The sequence below is a fragment of the Ferrimonas sp. YIN67 genome, from assembly GCF_057219095.1.
Map to the genome: position 1 here is coordinate 685,388 of NZ_JBXVVJ010000002.1, position 16,873 is coordinate 702,260.

The 16,873-nt window shown below is 58.9% G+C and carries 10 protein-coding genes; 6 read left to right on the forward strand and 4 right to left on the reverse strand.

Features of this window, described 5'->3' with window-relative positions:
* Positions 1–61: 61 nt before the first annotated feature.
* On the reverse strand, positions 62–700 hold the full coding sequence (locus AC2D8U_RS06700) for a LysE family translocator (protein WP_484618283.1): 639 nt from the start codon (positions 698–700) through the stop codon (positions 62–64).
* Positions 701–1,055: 355 nt separating this feature from the next.
* On the opposite strand from AC2D8U_RS06700, the gene AC2D8U_RS06705 reads away from it, so the two are divergent.
* Positions 1,056–1,607: a VF530 family protein gene (locus AC2D8U_RS06705; RefSeq protein ID WP_484618284.1), complete on the forward strand. Its 552-nt coding sequence runs from the start codon at positions 1,056–1,058 to the stop codon at positions 1,605–1,607.
* Between the two features lie 163 nt (positions 1,608–1,770).
* Here AC2D8U_RS06705 and AC2D8U_RS06710 read toward each other — a convergent pair whose 3' ends face one another.
* Together AC2D8U_RS06710 and cueR are read right to left on the reverse strand one after the other, a co-directional pair.
* Positions 1,771–2,655, reverse strand: a complete 885-nt coding sequence (locus AC2D8U_RS06710) for an SDR family oxidoreductase (protein WP_484618285.1) — start codon at positions 2,653–2,655, stop codon at positions 1,771–1,773.
* Between the two features lie 119 nt (positions 2,656–2,774).
* Positions 2,775–3,182: a Cu(I)-responsive transcriptional regulator gene (gene cueR, locus AC2D8U_RS06715; RefSeq protein WP_484618286.1), complete on the reverse strand. Its 408-nt coding sequence runs from the start codon at positions 3,180–3,182 to the stop codon at positions 2,775–2,777.
* A 64-nt stretch (positions 3,183–3,246) separates the two neighbouring features.
* Here cueR and AC2D8U_RS06720 point away from each other — a divergent pair, with 64 nt between their 5' ends.
* On the forward strand, positions 3,247–5,937 hold the full coding sequence (locus AC2D8U_RS06720; protein ID WP_484618287.1) for a copper-translocating P-type ATPase: 2,691 nt from the start codon (positions 3,247–3,249) through the stop codon (positions 5,935–5,937).
* Positions 5,938–6,082: 145 nt separating this feature from the next.
* Here the strand turns inward: AC2D8U_RS06720 and AC2D8U_RS06725 are convergent, their stop codons facing one another.
* Entirely contained in the window at positions 6,083–6,787 is a 705-nt protein-coding gene (locus AC2D8U_RS06725) for a TetR/AcrR family transcriptional regulator (RefSeq protein WP_484618288.1), read from the reverse strand.
* Positions 6,788–6,986: 199 nt separating this feature from the next.
* On the opposite strand from AC2D8U_RS06725, the gene AC2D8U_RS06730 reads away from it, so the two are divergent.
* The 4 genes from AC2D8U_RS06730 to AC2D8U_RS06745 all read left to right on the forward strand — a co-directional run bounded on the left by AC2D8U_RS06730 (position 6,987) and on the right by AC2D8U_RS06745 (position 16,729).
* A complete protein-coding gene (locus AC2D8U_RS06730) occupies positions 6,987–8,054 on the forward strand; it encodes an efflux RND transporter periplasmic adaptor subunit (protein ID WP_484618289.1) in 1,068 nt (355 codons plus the stop codon).
* Between the two features lies 1 nt (position 8,055).
* Positions 8,056–9,162, forward strand: coding sequence for an efflux RND transporter periplasmic adaptor subunit (locus AC2D8U_RS06735; protein WP_484618290.1), 1,107 nt, complete (start codon positions 8,056–8,058; stop codon positions 9,160–9,162).
* Positions 9,163–9,164: 2 nt separating this feature from the next.
* The gene (locus AC2D8U_RS06740) at positions 9,165–12,215 is read left to right on the forward strand and encodes an efflux RND transporter permease subunit (protein WP_484618291.1); all 3,051 of its coding nucleotides are present in this window, start codon (positions 9,165–9,167) and stop codon (positions 12,213–12,215) included.
* Positions 12,216–12,592: 377 nt separating this feature from the next.
* The gene (locus AC2D8U_RS06745; protein ID WP_484618292.1) at positions 12,593–16,729 is read left to right on the forward strand and encodes a Kelch repeat-containing protein; all 4,137 of its coding nucleotides are present in this window, start codon (positions 12,593–12,595) and stop codon (positions 16,727–16,729) included.
* The last annotated feature ends 144 nt before the right edge of the window (positions 16,730–16,873 follow it).

Here is a 16,873-nt window from a genome sequence, read left to right on the forward strand (position 1 = left end):
TGAGGTCTCGACGGTATGCCTGTCGGGGCCTCGATCCGAGCCATTGATCTTCGCTCAGACATCACTCCCGAGCCGTGCGCCACAGCAATGCCCCACCCGCACTGGCAAACAATCCGCCCGTAACTCGATTAAATCGCTGCTGATTCCGGCACTTTGCAAACCAAGGGGTAATACGCGTACCAAGCATGCTGTAGAGAAACATCACCAGCGAATCGAGAACAACCCAGGTCAAAGCCAGGATCATGATCTGCGCCAGGAACGGCTGGTCGATCTGAATAAAGGTCGGAAACAGAGCCGCAAAGAACAGCAGACCTTTGGGGTTACTGATCCCCACCATAAAACCGGTGCGCAACAGGCGCCAGCGACTCATCCGGCCCATGCCTTGTTCGGTGGTGGTTGCTGCGGTTAACTCGACACTTCCCTCCCGCCAGGCTGACACCCCCAGGTAGATCAGATACCCAGCACCAAACAGCTTTACCGCCATAAAGGCCGTTGTCGAACTGGCCAGTACCGCCCCCAGGCCCAGCGCCGACGCCGCCATCAGGGTCAATGACGCCAGCGTGCCACCCGCGATGGTCGCCAGCGAACGTCGTCGGCCATGCTGCGCCCCATGGGTCACGCACAACAGGGCAAAAGGTCCCGGAAACACAATCAACAACCCAATCACGCCCAGATAGGCCAGCCAGATCTCAACACTCATAACCACTTCTCAAAAAATCTCGCAACCGCGCATAAAAATGCACTAGTAGCGAATATCAAGTCGCCAACACAAGGAAAACCGACGCCGGGGAGCCGGTTCGAATGGTTGCGATCTCGCCTATTTGATCACATCAAGATCGTACCAGGGCGTCAGGTTGATGGGACAACGGAAGCACACCCCGTCAGCATGCTGGGTTACAGAGGTCAATGACCATGCAAACACTCCCCCTTCGGCTTTCCCTACGCTGCGCGCCGTAGCTAGCCTCTCGGTTGTTTGCAGACCCATCGCAGCCAGCTGTGCCTGAAGGGCATTCGAGCGTACAATGTCACTCAGGCTGTCCATATTGGAAAATCGAATGACTGACAAAATTAATTATGAAAACAACCCACTACATGGTCTTAGTTTGCAAGACATGCTGACGCAGGTGGTGGACCAATATGGATTTGAGTTATTGGATGCGTATTTAAATATCCATTGTTTTAAAAATCGCCCGACGATTGAGTCCAGTTTGAAGTTCTTAAAGAAAACCGAGTGGGCACGCCACAAACTGGAAGTGTTCTATTTGTATACGTTTAAGAGCCTGCCCCGACCTTCATCGGAACAGTTTGCGCTGCCCCCGCGAGATCGCATCGTTCCGGATCATCACAAGATCGGCGAGCCCAAAGCACTGAGCTTTGAAGATGCCGAAGAGCAGCGTAAGAAGCGCGAGGAGAAAGCCCAATCCCACCAGAAAAATGGCGGGTTCCGTCAAGGCGGCAAGGGCTCAGGCAGAGGCTTTAGTGGCGCCCGCAGTGCCTCATACGGTTCGCGCGATGGTGACAAAAAGCGGGGAAAAAGCGGCTCCAGGGGCGAGACGAGCACCTCTGCATCGAAAGCCAGCGACGATCCCTGGATCAACTGGCGCTAACGAGCTCAGCAAGCGGCCAAACCGCTCGCACGCGACCGCATCCCTTACGGTCGCTAGACCCAATCACTCGATGCTTATCAATGCATATCAATGCGTTGCGAAGACTCACAAGCATCGGCGCCCATCTTCAGGCGCACATCCAGCCCGACGCTAAGCTGACACCTCAATCCAACGGGTACATGCGAAACTGGCTGAGCTTGACGCCCGGTGGCGCGGCAATACTGTCGGGCACAAAGTAGTCCGGCACCAGGGCGGCGCCGGGTTCTACGCTGTAGCGATCAAGATCCCGCACCCCTTCGGCATACAGCAGGCTGTCATCGATGCAGAAGTTGCCGGTAAATTCCGAAGCTGGCTTGCTGACGATGGCAAGGGCGGCGTCCGCCATGATCTCGGCTTTACGAAACTCTCGGCGCAGCTCGTCGCCGCCGTGAAACAGGGCGGCGGGGGATTCGATGCCGGTTCGCGGCCACAGGGTATTGGCGGCCACGCCGTCGGCAGCGAACTCTTTGGCCCACCCCAAGGTGTACAGGCTCATGGCGTACTTGGAGACGCTATAGGGGGAGGTGTGCTGAAACCAGATGGGTTTGAGATCCAGTGGCGGGGCCAGGCTGAGCACATGACCATTGTCGGACTGTTTCAAGTAGGGGTAGCAGGCCTGGGTCACCAGGAAGCAGGCACGCTCGTTGATCTGAAACAGCAGATCGTGGCGCTTGGCCGGGGTTTCCATCGACGGCTGCAGCCAAAAAGCCCCGGCGTTATTGATGCAGATATCGATGCCGCCGAAATGGCCCACCGTCTGCTCGACAGCTGCCTGAATGCTGGCTTGGTCCCGCACATCCAGTTCGATGGCCAGCGCCCTGCCCCCTGCCTGCTCGACCAATTCGGCGGTCTCATGGATGGTGCCCGGCAAGGTGGGATGGGGCTCGGACGATTTCGAGCCGATGGCGATGTCGGCCCCCGCCTGCGCCAAGCGCACCGCGATGGCTTGCCCTATGCCCCGTGAACCGCCGGTCAGAAACACGGTTTTACCCGCCAATGCCTTGTCCATTCGGACTCCCCTAACGCTAAGCCAACAAAGCGCCAAACTACCGCAGCAAACGCACGGCAGCGACATGCATTCAGACTAAGGGTCGCGCCCTGACAGGCTCTTATTCGCTGGGAGCCCGTTCAGCTGTTGTGCTTGCAGGGCGTCTCGCTCAGGGCCATCAGGATAGGACATTGCGGAGAGCCATCGCCGGGGCACTGTTGGGTTAGGGCCGCCAAGGTGGTACGCATCGCTTCGAGTTCGGCGATCTTACTGTCGATCTCCGTCAACTTATCCAGTGCGTGTTGCTTAACGTCTGCGCTGGAGCGATGGGGATCCCGCGACAGGGCCAACAGTGAGTGACACTCATCGAGGCTGAAGCCGATCAGGCGAGCCCGTTTGATCATTAAGATCTCCGCCAGGTGATTTGCGGCGTACGTCCGATAGCCGTTGCCTGCTCGCTCGGGCGGGGTCAACAGGCCCCGCTGCTCGTAAAAACGGATGGTTTTCTGGGGCACGCCCGTGCGCTGGGTCACTTCACTGATATTCACGCTTGACCTTACAGTAGCTGGAAGCTTTATGCTGTCAGCATACCGAATCGAGATGGAAAACACGATGTCCCTAGCGCTTCCATTGGCTGGCCTCAACTGCCAGCGCTGCGTCAACAAAGTCTCCGCTGCCCTGAGTGAGCGCAGCGACGTAGAGCACTTTGAGATCAGCAAAACCCAAATGACCCTGCATGGCACCATCAGCCGTGCACAGGCGGTCGAGCTGATTGAAGCGCTTGGGTTTGCCGTCCCGAATTCTGACTCAATGGCACGCCACTATCCCTTATATGGGCTGAACTGTGGCCGCTGCGTCAAGAAGGTGGAAGCAGCGCTTGAGCAGCGTAGCGACATTGAGCAGTTCAGTGTCAATAAAGAGGCCATGACGGTGCACGGCGCCATCGACGCCGACACGCTGCGCGGCCTGATCCGCGAACTTGGCTTTGATACCCAGCCCCCCGTTGAGCCGGAACCAGAGACGACCGCTCACACCCAGGCTCCCTTAACGCCGCTGAACGTCAACCCGGATCCCGCCGTTCTCAGCAACACGGCGAAGCCCAAACGAGGCACCACACACCATCTGCTGGTGGCCGGCATGACCTGTGCCAGCTGTGTGCGCGCCGTCGAAAACGCGGCAGCCAGCGCCCCAGGGGTGTCTCACGTCAGCGTCAGTCTGGCGGAGCAGAGCCTGCAAGTACAATGCGATGAGATCACGCCCGTACTGAACGCCTTGCGGCAGGCGGGTTACCCTGCCGAGCCGATGCGCAGTGAGCAGGAGCGACGCGATAAACTGGAGCAGAAAACCCAGTCGCAATACCGCCGTTTCCTGCGCGACACCGCCATCGCTCTGGGTCTTGGGATCCCTATGATGGCCTACGGCCTGCTGGGGGGCTCGATGATGATCACCTCCCCTGCCCTGCAACTGGGTTGGGGGATCGCCGGCCTGCTGACCCTGGCCATGCTGATGAGCGCGGGCCGCCTGTTTTTCACCAATGCCTGGTCTGCCCTGCGTCGTGGCAGTGCCACCATGGACACCCTGGTGGCGCTGGGCACCGGCAGTGCCTGGCTCTACTCCATGCTGGTGGTGATCAGTCCCGGCTTCTTTCCAGAAGCCGCCCGCCATGTCTACTTTGAAGCTTCGGCCATGATCATCGGTTTGATCTCGCTGGGTCACGCCATCGAGACCAAGGCCAAGCGCCGTGCCTCCCGCGCATTGGAAAAGCTGCTGGATCTGCAGCCACCGGAAGCTGTGGTCATGGTGGATCAGCAGGAGGTGATCACGCCGCTGGCCGAGATTGAGCCGGGCATGCGCGTCCGCCTCAAGCCAGGGATGAAAGTGGCACTGGATGGGGTGGTGGTGGATGGCCACAGCTACATCGACGAAGCCATGCTCACTGGTGAGCCCATCGCCGTGGCCAAGAGTGCGGGCGATCGCGTCAGCGCGGGGACGCAAAACCAGCAAGGCGCTTTGGATTATCGGGTCACCGCCACCGGCAGTGACACCCTGCTGGCCCATATCGTCGAGATGGTGCGCACGGCGCAAAACTCCAAGCCGGCGCTGGCCCGCCTGGTGGATCGGATCGCCGCCGTTTTCGTGCCCGTGGTGGTGGCGATCGCGGTGTTGACCGCGGTGGTTTGGGGCCTGTTCGGCCCAGAGCCGACCATCAGCTATATGCTGGTGACCGCCACCACAGTGCTGATCATCGCCTGCCCCTGCGCTCTGGGTCTGGCCACGCCCATGTCGGTCAACATTGGTGTGGGCCGCGCCGCCGAGCTGGGGATCCTGGTGCGGGACGCCGCCGCACTGCAGCTCACCGATGCCATCGATACCGTGGTGCTGGATAAAACCGGCACCCTGACCCAGGGCCAGCCCAAGCTGACCCACCGCCATATCTATCATGGCGATGAAACGGTGCTGCTCAACGCGGTCGCCGCCATCGAGGGCCACTCCGAGCACCCGTTGGCGATGGCCTTCCGTCCCTACCTGACGGCGCCATCGAAGCCCTCGGCGTTTCAGGCCCATCCGGGCAAAGGGATCAGCGCCTCGTTCGACGGCCAGCAGTGGCTGATCGGCAACGCCCGCTTTATGCCCGCCCTATCGACGGCCATCCAGGCGCACGCCGACGCCATCAGCGAGCAAGGCGCGACGCCGATATTTGTGGCCAGTGAGGGAGAAGTCATCGCGGTATTGGGCGTCAGCGACCCCCTGCGCGAGGACAGTGCCGCCGCCGTGGCCCAACTGCAGGCCATGGGCAAGCGGGTGATCATGATGACCGGCGACACCGAGAAAACCGCTCGTGCGATCGGCAAACAGGCCAACATCGATGACCTGTATGCCGGCGTTCAGCCCGGTGAGAAAGCCGCCCTGGTGGAGCAGCTCAGTGCGCAGGGACACCGGGTATTGATGATCGGCGATGGCATCAACGATGCGCCCGCCCTGGCCGCCGCCCACGTCAGCATGGCCATGGGCAGTGGCAGTGATATCGCTAAGGAGAGTGCCCACTTCACCCTGATCCGCCATAGCTTGATGAGCGCGGTGGACGCGCTGCAACTCTCTCGCGCCACCCTGAAAAACATGCATCAAAACCTGCTGGGGGCCTTTATTTACAACAGCATTGGCATTCCGGTTGCCGCCGGTGTGCTCTACCCGTTGACCGGCACCCTGCTCAACCCGATGATCGCCGGGGCGGCGATGGCGCTCTCCTCCATCACAGTGGTCAGCAATGCCAACCGTTTACGCCTGTTTAAGGCCCGCAAGTGACGAGCCCCTGATCAGAAGGAGTCAATCGACCGCGCCCGCTGAGCGCTCAGTGACCGGCGACGGCATTGGCTTAGACACCGCGGGTGCCCCCTGAAAACGCAAAAAGCCCCGATCTATGTCGGGGCTTTGGCCAACGGCTCTGCCTTTAGCGGCTCAGTCCGCAGGTACGTTCAATCGCGATCTCTTCCAGCGTCGCCGGACGCGGGAAAGTATCGTGTTCGATCCCGAGCATCGAGCCCAAACTGCGGCAATACATCAACCAGTGGCGGTACAGCGCCAGAGATTTATCCTCACCATAGGTTTCCTGCAGCATGGGCGTCAGGGTCGTTGCCGCATCGAGGTGGACAATCATCATCCACTTGAGCTCCCCAACGCTGGAGTCACGCATGAATCCGGCGTCCTGCGCCTCTTTCAAGGCCTGCTCGATAGGCATCACCATTGAGGTTGGATGGTCCTTAAGGTAATCAAACAGTTCGGTATTTTCCCGAACCGCACCGGCCATCAACTGACAGGGACGGGGATCCAGTAACAGGGTGGCCGTCAACCGGCTCATCAAGGTATACAGGCGCACATTGGCTGACATCGACGGATCCATCTCCGAGACCAGTCGCTCAAGAATAAGGCCGAACTCCTGATGCACGCCGTCACAGATCCGCTCCCAAACCTGCTGCTTGGCGCCGAAGTGATGACGGATGAGGCCGTGGGAAACCCCCGCACGTTCGCTGATCTCCCGTACCGAGACCTTGTCGTAGCCTTTTTCGCAAAACAGCGCCGCGGCGGCACACAAGATCTGATCTTTGGTGTGTTCAGCCGAGTCGGCACTCTGCCTACCTGAACGTTTCTCAATCATACGCTTACCTATAACTCAATCACGCCATTCATCTAATCAGGGCGCCGGGAACGGGCCCATTATGCCCGATCCAGCCTACTTTACTATCCATCAGTACAGCAAACTTGCTATCCACCCGGATAATATACTTGCTATCCACTCGGACAGTAAATATATTATACGCATGTATAGTCACCTGCCCAATCCTAAAGGGACGAAGATGAAATCGCTCTCCACCAAGCTTAAGCTGTTCAGTTTGGCCGCCATCATCACCGTTGGCGCTGTGATCAGCCTTAACTTCGCAGCCCACGCAGAGCCACAGTTAAGTGGCATTAAGCCAGTCAAGATAATCGAGATCCCCGCTCTCGCGGATCATCAAACCATCCGCTTTGCCGGTCAGATCGAAGCCAATAATCGCGCCCGCATGGCGTTTCAGGTGCCCGGCGAGATCCGAGCATTGCGAGTCCGCATGGGGGATGAAGTCAAAGCCGGCCAGACACTGGCCGAGTTGGATCCATCCGACTATCAGGTGGCCGTTGAGGCGCGCCAGGCGGAGTATCAGCTGGCGAAGGTCCGACTGGAGCGGGACACCACGCTGCACGCCCGCCAGTTGATCAGTGACGATCAGCTGGATCGCTCACAAACCCAGCTCACGGTGGCGCAAGCCCAGCTGGAGCAAGCCAAAACCGAACTGCGCTACACCCGTTTGACCGCCCCGTTTGATGGCCAGATCGCCTTGACCCACGCCCGCCCCTTTGAGGTGGTGGGCGCTAATCAGCCGGTGTTGAACCTGCAAAGTGATGCCCAGTTGGACGTGGCGTTTAACCTGCCAATCCAATACCGCCAGGTGCTGGCCTCGGTGGACGAGGCCCGTCCTGTCGTCACCTTTGACGCCTTTCCCGGCCAGCAGTTGGACGCCTATCTGAAAGAGATCTCGCCCCAGCCGGATCCGGACACCAACAGTTACCGTGTCCTACTCACGGTGGAGCGCCCCGATGCGCTCAACATCCTGCCGGGCATGACTGCACAAGTGACGCTGGATAACCCGCTGGCCCGCCCCACAGCATTAGCGCTACCGGATAGCGCCTTAATGGATAGAGGCCCCAACCGTGCCCGGGCATGGCGGCTCAAAGCCGATATGACGCTGGAGCTGGTGCTATTGCGGCTGAACCCACAAGGCGAGATCACCCAAGGGCTGTCCGCCGGTGACAAGGTGGTGGCCGTCGGCGGCGAGCAGTTGGTCGAGGGACAACAAGTGCGCCCTTGGCAGCGCGAGCGAGGAATTTAAGATGTTGAAAGTAAAAAACAGCCTACTGAAACCCTTGGCGCTGGCCGCCACCATCAGCCTGACGCTGGCGGGCTGCAGCAGCGAGCGAGCCGAGACGATAGCCGAACCTATGCGGGTTGCCACCCTGACGGTGGTCGCCGATGTGCTGAATAACCAACGTGAGTTTAACGCCAGTGTGGTCCCCGCGGATCTCACCCGTCTGTCGTTTCGCGTCGATGGCAAGATCAGCGACATCGCCGTGCTGTCCGGCCAAACCGTGAAAAAAGGGCAACTGATCGCCCGCCTGATCGACAGCACCGCGCGGGATGCCCTGACCGATGCCAAGGCCCAGTATGCCCTGCTGGATCGCCAGCTGCGCCGCGCCCAGACGCTGGCGGGGCAAGATCTGCTGTCTCAGGCGGAATTGGATGAACTGGCGGCCAATCATCGTCTGGCCAAAGCCAATCAAAAAGCGGCCGAGCTGGGCCTGCGCTACACCGAGCTGTTTGCGCCGTTTAATAGCGTGGTGTCTGAGGTGAATAAGAAAGACTTTGAGACGGTGCAGCCGGGCGAAGCGGTGATCACCCTGTATCGCAATGACCGTGTCGATATCCAAGTGCCGCTGCCGGACGCCCTGCTGTCACAGGTGGATCCCGGCCAACCAGACAACAGCGACTATCAACCGCTGATCCGAGTGACCGGCTCAGGTAAGTCTTATCCGGCCCGCTATCTGGAGCACACGCTGGAGCTGGATCCCAGCAGCCGCACCTTCCATATGTGGCTGACCATGGCGCCCACGGCGGAGCCCATCCGCCCGGGTCAGCCGGTGACCGTGGTGGTCGATATGAAAGCCGCGGAACTGGACCTGCCCGAGGGCTTTACCGTGCCCATGACTGCCCTGCAGTCCGGTGCGGAGCAGGGGCAGTTCTATGCCTGGCGGTTGGAGCAGGATAAGGCCAGTCGCATCAATGTCACCATCGGTGAGCTGACCCACTCTGGCGCCCAGATCATTGATGGCATCAATACCGGCGACCGGTTGATCGTCACCGGTTTATCACGCCTGCGCGACGGCATGACCGTGCGCCCCCACTCGTCCGCCAACCCAGCGCAGCAACAGGATAAGCAGTAATCATGAACATTGCCCAATACGCCATTCAGCACCGGGTGATCAGCTGGATGTTCCTGTTGATCCTCGCCATCGGTGGCTTGAACGCGTTTAACAGCCTCGCCAGGCTGGAAGATCCCGCCTTCACCATCAAAGATTCCATGGTGATCACCGCCTATCCGGGCGCCACTGCCGAGGAGGTCGAAGAGGAGATCACCTATCCGCTGGAGCAGGCGATCCGCCAGCTCCCCTACGTCGACTTCATCGTCTCCACCTCGTCACCGGGCCTGTCTCAGATCCAGGTGTCGATGAAGATGGATTACGGTGCCGATGAACTGCCGCAGATCTGGGATGAGTTGCGCCGCAAGGTTAACGATCAACAGCCCATGTTGCCGCCGGGCGCCCGCCCGACTCAAGTGATGGACGATTTCGGCGACGTGTTTGGTGTGATGTTGCTGATCACCGGCAAAGGCTTTGATTATACCGAGCTAAAACAGTACAGCGACATGCTCAAGCGTGAGTTGGAGCTGGTGGATGGCATCGGCAAAATTCAGGTGGAAGGCGATCAACAGGAGCAGCTGTTTGTCGAGATCTCCCTGAAAAAACTGGCGGCGCTGGATCTCGACTTCCAACAGGTCATTGGCCTGCTCAATCAACAAAATGCCGTGCTGGATGCGGGTAAGATCACCATCAATGGCGAAAGCCTGTACCTGCGTCCCGGCGGCTTGGACTCCAACATCGATCCCATCATTCATGGCCGTGACAGTGGTCAGTTGGTGCGTCTGTCCGATGTGGCCAATATCTACCGGGGGCTGGAGGAGATCCCATCTCACCTGCTGGCTTATAACAGTGAACCCGCTCTCTCCTTTGGCATTTCATTCAGCGAGGGCGTTAATGTGGTGGAAGTGGGCAAACGCCTCGACAATCGCATCGCCCAATTGGAGTTGTCTCGCCCAGCCGGCCTTGAACTGCATACTCTGTACGATCAACCTAAGGAGGTGGAGTCCTCGGTCAACGGCTTTATCCTCAGCCTGGCTCAGGCTGTGGGGATCGTGATCATTGTGCTGCTGTTCGCCATGGGGCTGCGCAGCGGCCTGATCATCGGCCTGGTACTGCTGCTGACCATGCTCGGCACCTTTATCGCCATGGATTATGCCGACATCGAGCTACAACGGATCTCCCTGGGCGCCCTGATCATCGCCCTGGGGATGCTGGTGGATAACGCCATCGTGGTGGTGGAAGGCATATTGGTGGGGCTCAAGCGGGGCCGAACCAAGCTGCAAGCGAGCATCGAGATCGTCCGTCAAACCGCCTGGCCACTGCTGGGCGCCACGGTGATCGCCATCATGGCATTCGCTCCCATCGGCCTCTCGCCGGATGCCACCGGTGAGTTTATGGGATCCCTGTTCTGGGTGCTGTTTTTCTCGCTGTTCTTAAGCTGGATCACCGCCCTGACGCTGACCCCCTTCCTGGCAGATCTGATCCTGCCGGAACAGATGGCCGATGATGGTGACGAAGTGGAAGATCCCTACAAGGGCATGCTGTTTGTGATCTTTGGTCGCACCCTGAAGTGGGCCATGAAGCACAAGAGCGTGACCCTGGCTGGTATGTTTGCCCTGCTCATTGCCGCTGGTGCCGGTTTCGGCTCGGTCAAACAGGCGTTCTTCCCACCGTCAAATACGCCGATCTTCTACCTGGATATGTGGCTGCCACAGGGCACGGATCTCCGCACCACCCGCGACAATCTGCGAGAGGTGGAAGCCTTCCTGCAACAACAGGAAGGCGTGGAGTTTGTTTCCTCCACCACGGGCCGCGGCATGGGTCGCTTTACCCTGACCTACATCCCGGAGCACAGCTACGAAGCCTTCGCCCAGATGCAGATCCGCATGCGGGATCGAGACAGTCAGGCCGCACTGATGAAGAAGATCGATGCCGAGCTGGAAGATCGTTACCCGCAAGCCCAGTTTCAACTGCGCCTGATGGAAATAGGGCCGGCACCGGCGGCCAAAATTGAAGCCCGACTGATAGGGCCGGATCCCGACGTGTTGCGTGAATTAGCGCAGGAGGTACAAAACACCCTGAAGCAGGATCCAGGGGCCCGAAATATCCGTCACAATTGGCGTGAGCGCACCAAGGTGCTGGTTCCCGTGATCAATGAATCCCAGGCCCGACGTTTGGGGATCAGCAACGAGTCCATCGCCACCACCCTGCTCAGCGCCAACACCGGCTCACAGGTGGGTCTGTACCGCGACGGCACCCGTATGCTGCCCATTGTTGCGCGTCTGCCCTTTGATGAACGTGGCGATCTGGAGTCGTTGGATAACCTGCGGATCTGGAGCCCAAAGTTGCAATCCTATGTACCGATCCAGCAGGTGATCAGCCGTATCGACATCGAGTGGCAGGATTCGCTCATTCAGCGCCGGGATCGTAAACGTACGCTGACGGTGATGGCCGATCACGACATTTTGGGTGACGACACCGCCGCCAATTTGTTTGACCGCATCCAGCCACAAGTCGAGGCGATCGCACTGCCGCCGGGTTATGAGCTGAGCTGGGGCGGAGAGTATGAAGCCCAGAAGGATGCTGAAGAGATGCTGTTCACTTCCCTGCCAATGGGGTATCTCATCATGTTCATCATCACGGTGTTTCTGTTTAATTCACTGCGCAAGCCGCTGGTGATCTGGTTAACCGTGCCCCTGGCACTGATCGGCGTCACCACCGGCCTGCTGCTCACCAACAACCCGTTCAGCTTTACCGCACTGCTGGGCCTGTTGAGCCTGTCGGGCATGGTACTGAAAAACGGCATTGTGCTGATGGATCAGATCAACTGCGAACTGGACTCCGGCAAAGCCGCCTATCAGGCCGTGGTCGACAGTGCCATCAGCCGGGTCCGTCCCGTCTCCATGGCGGCGCTGACTACCATCTTGGGGATGATCCCCCTGATGGCCGACGCCTTCTTCGCGTCGATGGCGGTCACCATCATGTTTGGCCTGGGTTTTGCCACTCTGCTGACCCTGATCGTGGTTCCGGTATTGTTTGCCAGCTTCTATCGCATCTCTCCCCCAGCCCACTCCTGAGCCCGCCTCGTTACCCGTCTGGCCGCCAGTCAGACGGGTTCCCCTAAATCGGTTGTTTCTAAACCCCAAACCGATCCGGCCGGGCACAGTCAACAATCCCAAAAAAATCAATCTTCTGATTAATCATCAAGCCACCTGAGCCCTTGCAAAACTTGATCTAAAACAATTTGCCTCTGCCGGAAAGCACTCAATTTCTGGCACATAACAATGCCTGAACTATGCTCAGTATCTTTCGAAAAGCCACCAAGGGAAAGGATCCCCTATAGAGTCGTATTGGATGACAAAGCTGTCTTAACTGTTTGTCGGAGAACCAAATTATGTGGATCCGGGGCGTTACTCTTTTGCCAATTCTGTTGTTTGGCTTACTCGCAATTTCAATGCCTTCTCAGGCTGAACTGCGCGTCAGCAGCAGTCCGGACCGAAGCAACTCCCAACCGCTCGATGGCGCCAGTCTCTCCGGTGTCCAGTACATCTTCTATCAAGAGAGTCAGGCCATCAGCCGAGTGCGCTTCTATCTGGATAATGGCAGCAGCGGCCCCATCTTCCAGACCGAAAACTTCGCCCCCTACGATTTCGCAGGCACAGATGAAGACGTCGGCAACCCGTTTGACACCGCAAGCCTTGCGGATGGCAGCCACTACGTCGTCGCCCAGATCACCCCGACCTCGGGTGGCATCTTTGAAGAGCGGGCCGACTTCACTGTCGATAACCAGCAGGCACTGTCCCTGCGTTTCGTTCCCGGCTCGGCCAGCTACACCCTGCCACCGAGCCAAAGCAGCAATGACTCGGTGACGCTCGAAGCCAGCGATGGCGCAGCCTACAGTGTCACGCTCTCCAGTGATGCGGATTGGCTGATGCTGTCACAAAGCTCAGGGACCACACCTGTCGAGATCGGTTATCAGATCGACAGCAGCGCATTGACCGCCGGTAACTACAACGCGGCCCTGACGGCAGAGGCCTCGGGATTTCCCGATGTAACCTTTTCGGTCTCGCTCAGTGTCGTTGATGGCAACAGCCCATACAGCCTCCAAATCAGTCAGCAGGCTGATCGCAGTGGCGCCGTCCCGTTGGCCGGACAGACCCTGGCCGGCAATATCTATGTCTTTGTCGAACCCGAGAATAACATCAACCGTGTGCGCTTCTTCTTTAATCAAAGCTCTCCCAATGGGACACCGAGCCAGATCGAAAACCGGGCACCCTATGACATGATGGGCACCGAGGGGAATGGCAATGCCCGCCCCTTCGACACCAGCACCCTGGCCTCGGGCAGCTACCCGGTGACCGCCGAGGTGCAAACCGATTCCGGTCCCTTGGTGATCAGCGCCAGCTTTGCCGTAGATTCAGGTATCACGACACTAGAGGCCACGCCCTCGGCGCTGAGTGTCAGTGCCACCGAGGGGCAGGGTCTGCAAACCCGGTCGGTCTCGGTTGGTGCGTCCGATGACTCCCCCTTAGTCGTCTCCGCCAGCGAAAGTGCCGAGTGGCTCAACGTCATTATCGATAACGGAGTCCAACCGGCACTGGCCACAGTCCAGATCGACAGCACCAGTTTGAACGAAGGGAGCTACAACGAAACCATTCGTTTTGAGGCCAACGGTGCGTTACCGGTGGACGTACCCGTCACCCTGACCGTAACTGCCGATGGCGGCGGTGGATCCAACTGTGGGCTGGTGATCTGCGAGCAGATCAAGGTCACCCTGCCATTCAGGCTGGAGTTCGACCAGGATGCCGGGGGGCTGAACGACCGACTTGGTGATGGCACTGGATTCACCTTCCTGCAAGAGAGCAGCAATGGCGTCGGTTACCTGGCAGATCGGCTGGATCTTAACCAGCAAACCGAGCGTCTTACCATCACCAGCACCGCTGGCCTCCAGTATCTCGGCGATAATGATCTGGACAACGCACTGGGTGTCGGCTTTGCCGGTGCCAATCAGGTGGCACGGATCAGCACACAACTGGTGGATCCGCCCAACGGCACCAGCAACTATGAACAGGCGGGGCTCTGGTTCGGATTCAGTGAAGATCACTATGTCAAACTGGTCTTGCTCTCCGCCAACGGCATCAACAACGTTGAAATGTTGTACGAGTGGAACGGTGTGCGCCAACAAGCCGATCGCACCACGGTGGGCGATCTGACGGGCCAAACCCTGGAATTAGTGCTCATCGCCAACCCAGACGATCTGACACTGCAAGGTCGAGTCAGCATCAATGGCGGCGGTGAATCCGTGCTGGCCACCATTCCTTTGCCGGCGGAGTTCTTCAGCTTCGATGCCGCCGGGATCGATCCCCAGATCGGCACTCGCACCTTCACCGGCTTGATGACCAGCCACAGGAACGCCAACAGCGCCCTACCCTACACCTTTGAATTCTTCGAGATTGTCGAAGATGACAGCAACGGCGGTGGCCCGATCCCCGGTAACGGCGAATGGTCCTTCAATAAGATCTCCACCCATGCGTTGAGTTTCCCAAGCTCCATGGTTTGGGGACCCAATGGCAAACTCTATGTCACCGAACTGTTTGGCACCATCCACGAACTGACCTTTAACGAGGATCGCACGGTTAGCAGCGACGTGGTGATCGACGCCCTCACGGATCTGCATGGCCCGAGGATGACCTTGGGGATCACGGTCCACCATGACACCCCCTCCGACCCCAATGGCTTTTCGCTGTGGCTGAACCACTCCAGTCCTTCGGTGGATGACGGGGTGATCAACAGCGGGATCGTGACTCGGATCAGCGGCAACAACTGGCAGAATGCTGAAGCCATCATTACGGGGCTGCCCCGTGCCAAGGCCAACCACGGTCCAAACAGCCTGCACTTTGGGCCGGACGATCGACTCTATATCGCCATCGGTGGGATCACGGGAGCAGGCGCTGCCGTGGACCCTGCCATCGCCGACACAGAGTTTGGTGATCGCGCCGAACAGCCGCTGTCTGCCGCTATCCTGGTGGCCGATGTCTTCGCCTCCGGCTTCGACGGAAGTTGTGATAATAGCCCCAATATCTTCGGCCCCAATCCCTGTGATGTGGACAACTGGGTGACCGGACTGCGCAACAGCTATGACTTTGTGTTCCACAGCAACGGGGAAGCCTATGCTACGGACAATGGTCTAGGGGTCACCGGCGCATTCCCACCCAGGCCGACCCCTGACTGTTCCGGGTTTGGCGATCCGCGCCCCGTCTCTCAAGGGGGCGATAATCCCGGGGTTCAGCCCGATCTGCTCTTCCGGCTCGAATCCGGTCAGTATTACGGTCACCCCAATCCCAGCCGGGACGAGTGCGTGTTCAAAGACGGCAGCTTACAGGGCGTCAATCCATTGTCGAACTACGAACCGCCTACATACACCCTGGGTAACAATCTGTCGGCAAACGGCCTGATCGAATACCGATCCAGTCGTGCCTGTGGTGCCCTGCAGGGCAACCTGATGTACACCAATTACTCCAAGAACGATGGCGTCGAACGGCTCGTTCTCAATGAAAGTGGCGATCAGGTGTTGCTCAAGGAGAAGATCGGCTTCGATCTGGTGGATCCCCTGGTACTGAGCGAACATCAGGGGGATCTCTACGTCGCCGAGTTTGGTGCCAACCGCATCGCGGTCATGGCCCTCGTCAACTCGGGTTGCTGGCTGGCTACCACAGATGCTCCGGTCGCCCTGGTCGATGCGGGCAGTGCCGTGCTCAATGGCCGCCTGCATCTGGTGGCGGGCAAAAATGGCAGTGGTCCCCGCACCAGCCACTATGCCTTCGATCCAACCACCGGCCAATGGAGTGAACTGGCGGCCAAGCCTGGTCCGGGGGTCGAGAACCCGGCACTGGTGAACCATAATGGCGAGCTCTACCTGTTTGGTGGCTCGACAGCCGCCTTCAGTGGTGCGGTTAACGATGCATGGCGTTTCGATCCTGCCAGCAACAGCTGGAGTGCCGTTGCCGACATGCCTGTGGCCTTGGGCGGGATCCGGGCCGAGAGCCTCGACGGCGAGATCTACATCGCTGGAGGCATGACAGACTCGGGGGCCTCGGTCGACACCCTGTGGATCTACAACCCGGGCAATAACAGCTGGCGAAGTGGCCCGTCGATGAGCCAGACAAGGGACAATCCAGGTAGCGCCGTCCTCGATGGTAAACTCTATGTGCTCGGCGGACGGGAACGCCTGGCCAACGGTACGACGGTCAACGGCAGCCTAGCCAGTATGGAAGTGTACGATCCGGACAATAACAGCTGGTCAAATGCCGATCCCATGACCGATGGACGCCGGGCATTTGCCGTGGGTACCGCGAACGGTAAACTTCAGGTTATAGGCGGAGAGGACGATGCCGACTCCTCGAGCGGGGTGTATAACTCCGTTGAGCAGTACGATCCACAAACCGATAGCTGGAAGACCCTGGGCAATGCTCAGGCTCCGACTCACGGTCCCGGATTCGGTACCCTGAATAATCAACTGGTGATCAGCACCGGGGGACCACAAACTGGGCTAAGCTTCAGCGTAGATACCTATTTGATTGGCTTTGACTAAGGCCATTGAATTGAGCGGTTGAGTTGAGCCTGACTCAGTCAAATCTCAGTCAGGCTCGACATTGGCGGCCGGGGACCTTCATGGTTCCCGTGCCCGCCAACCCCATTCCGGGAAACATTGCCCCACAACCATCACTGCCGATGC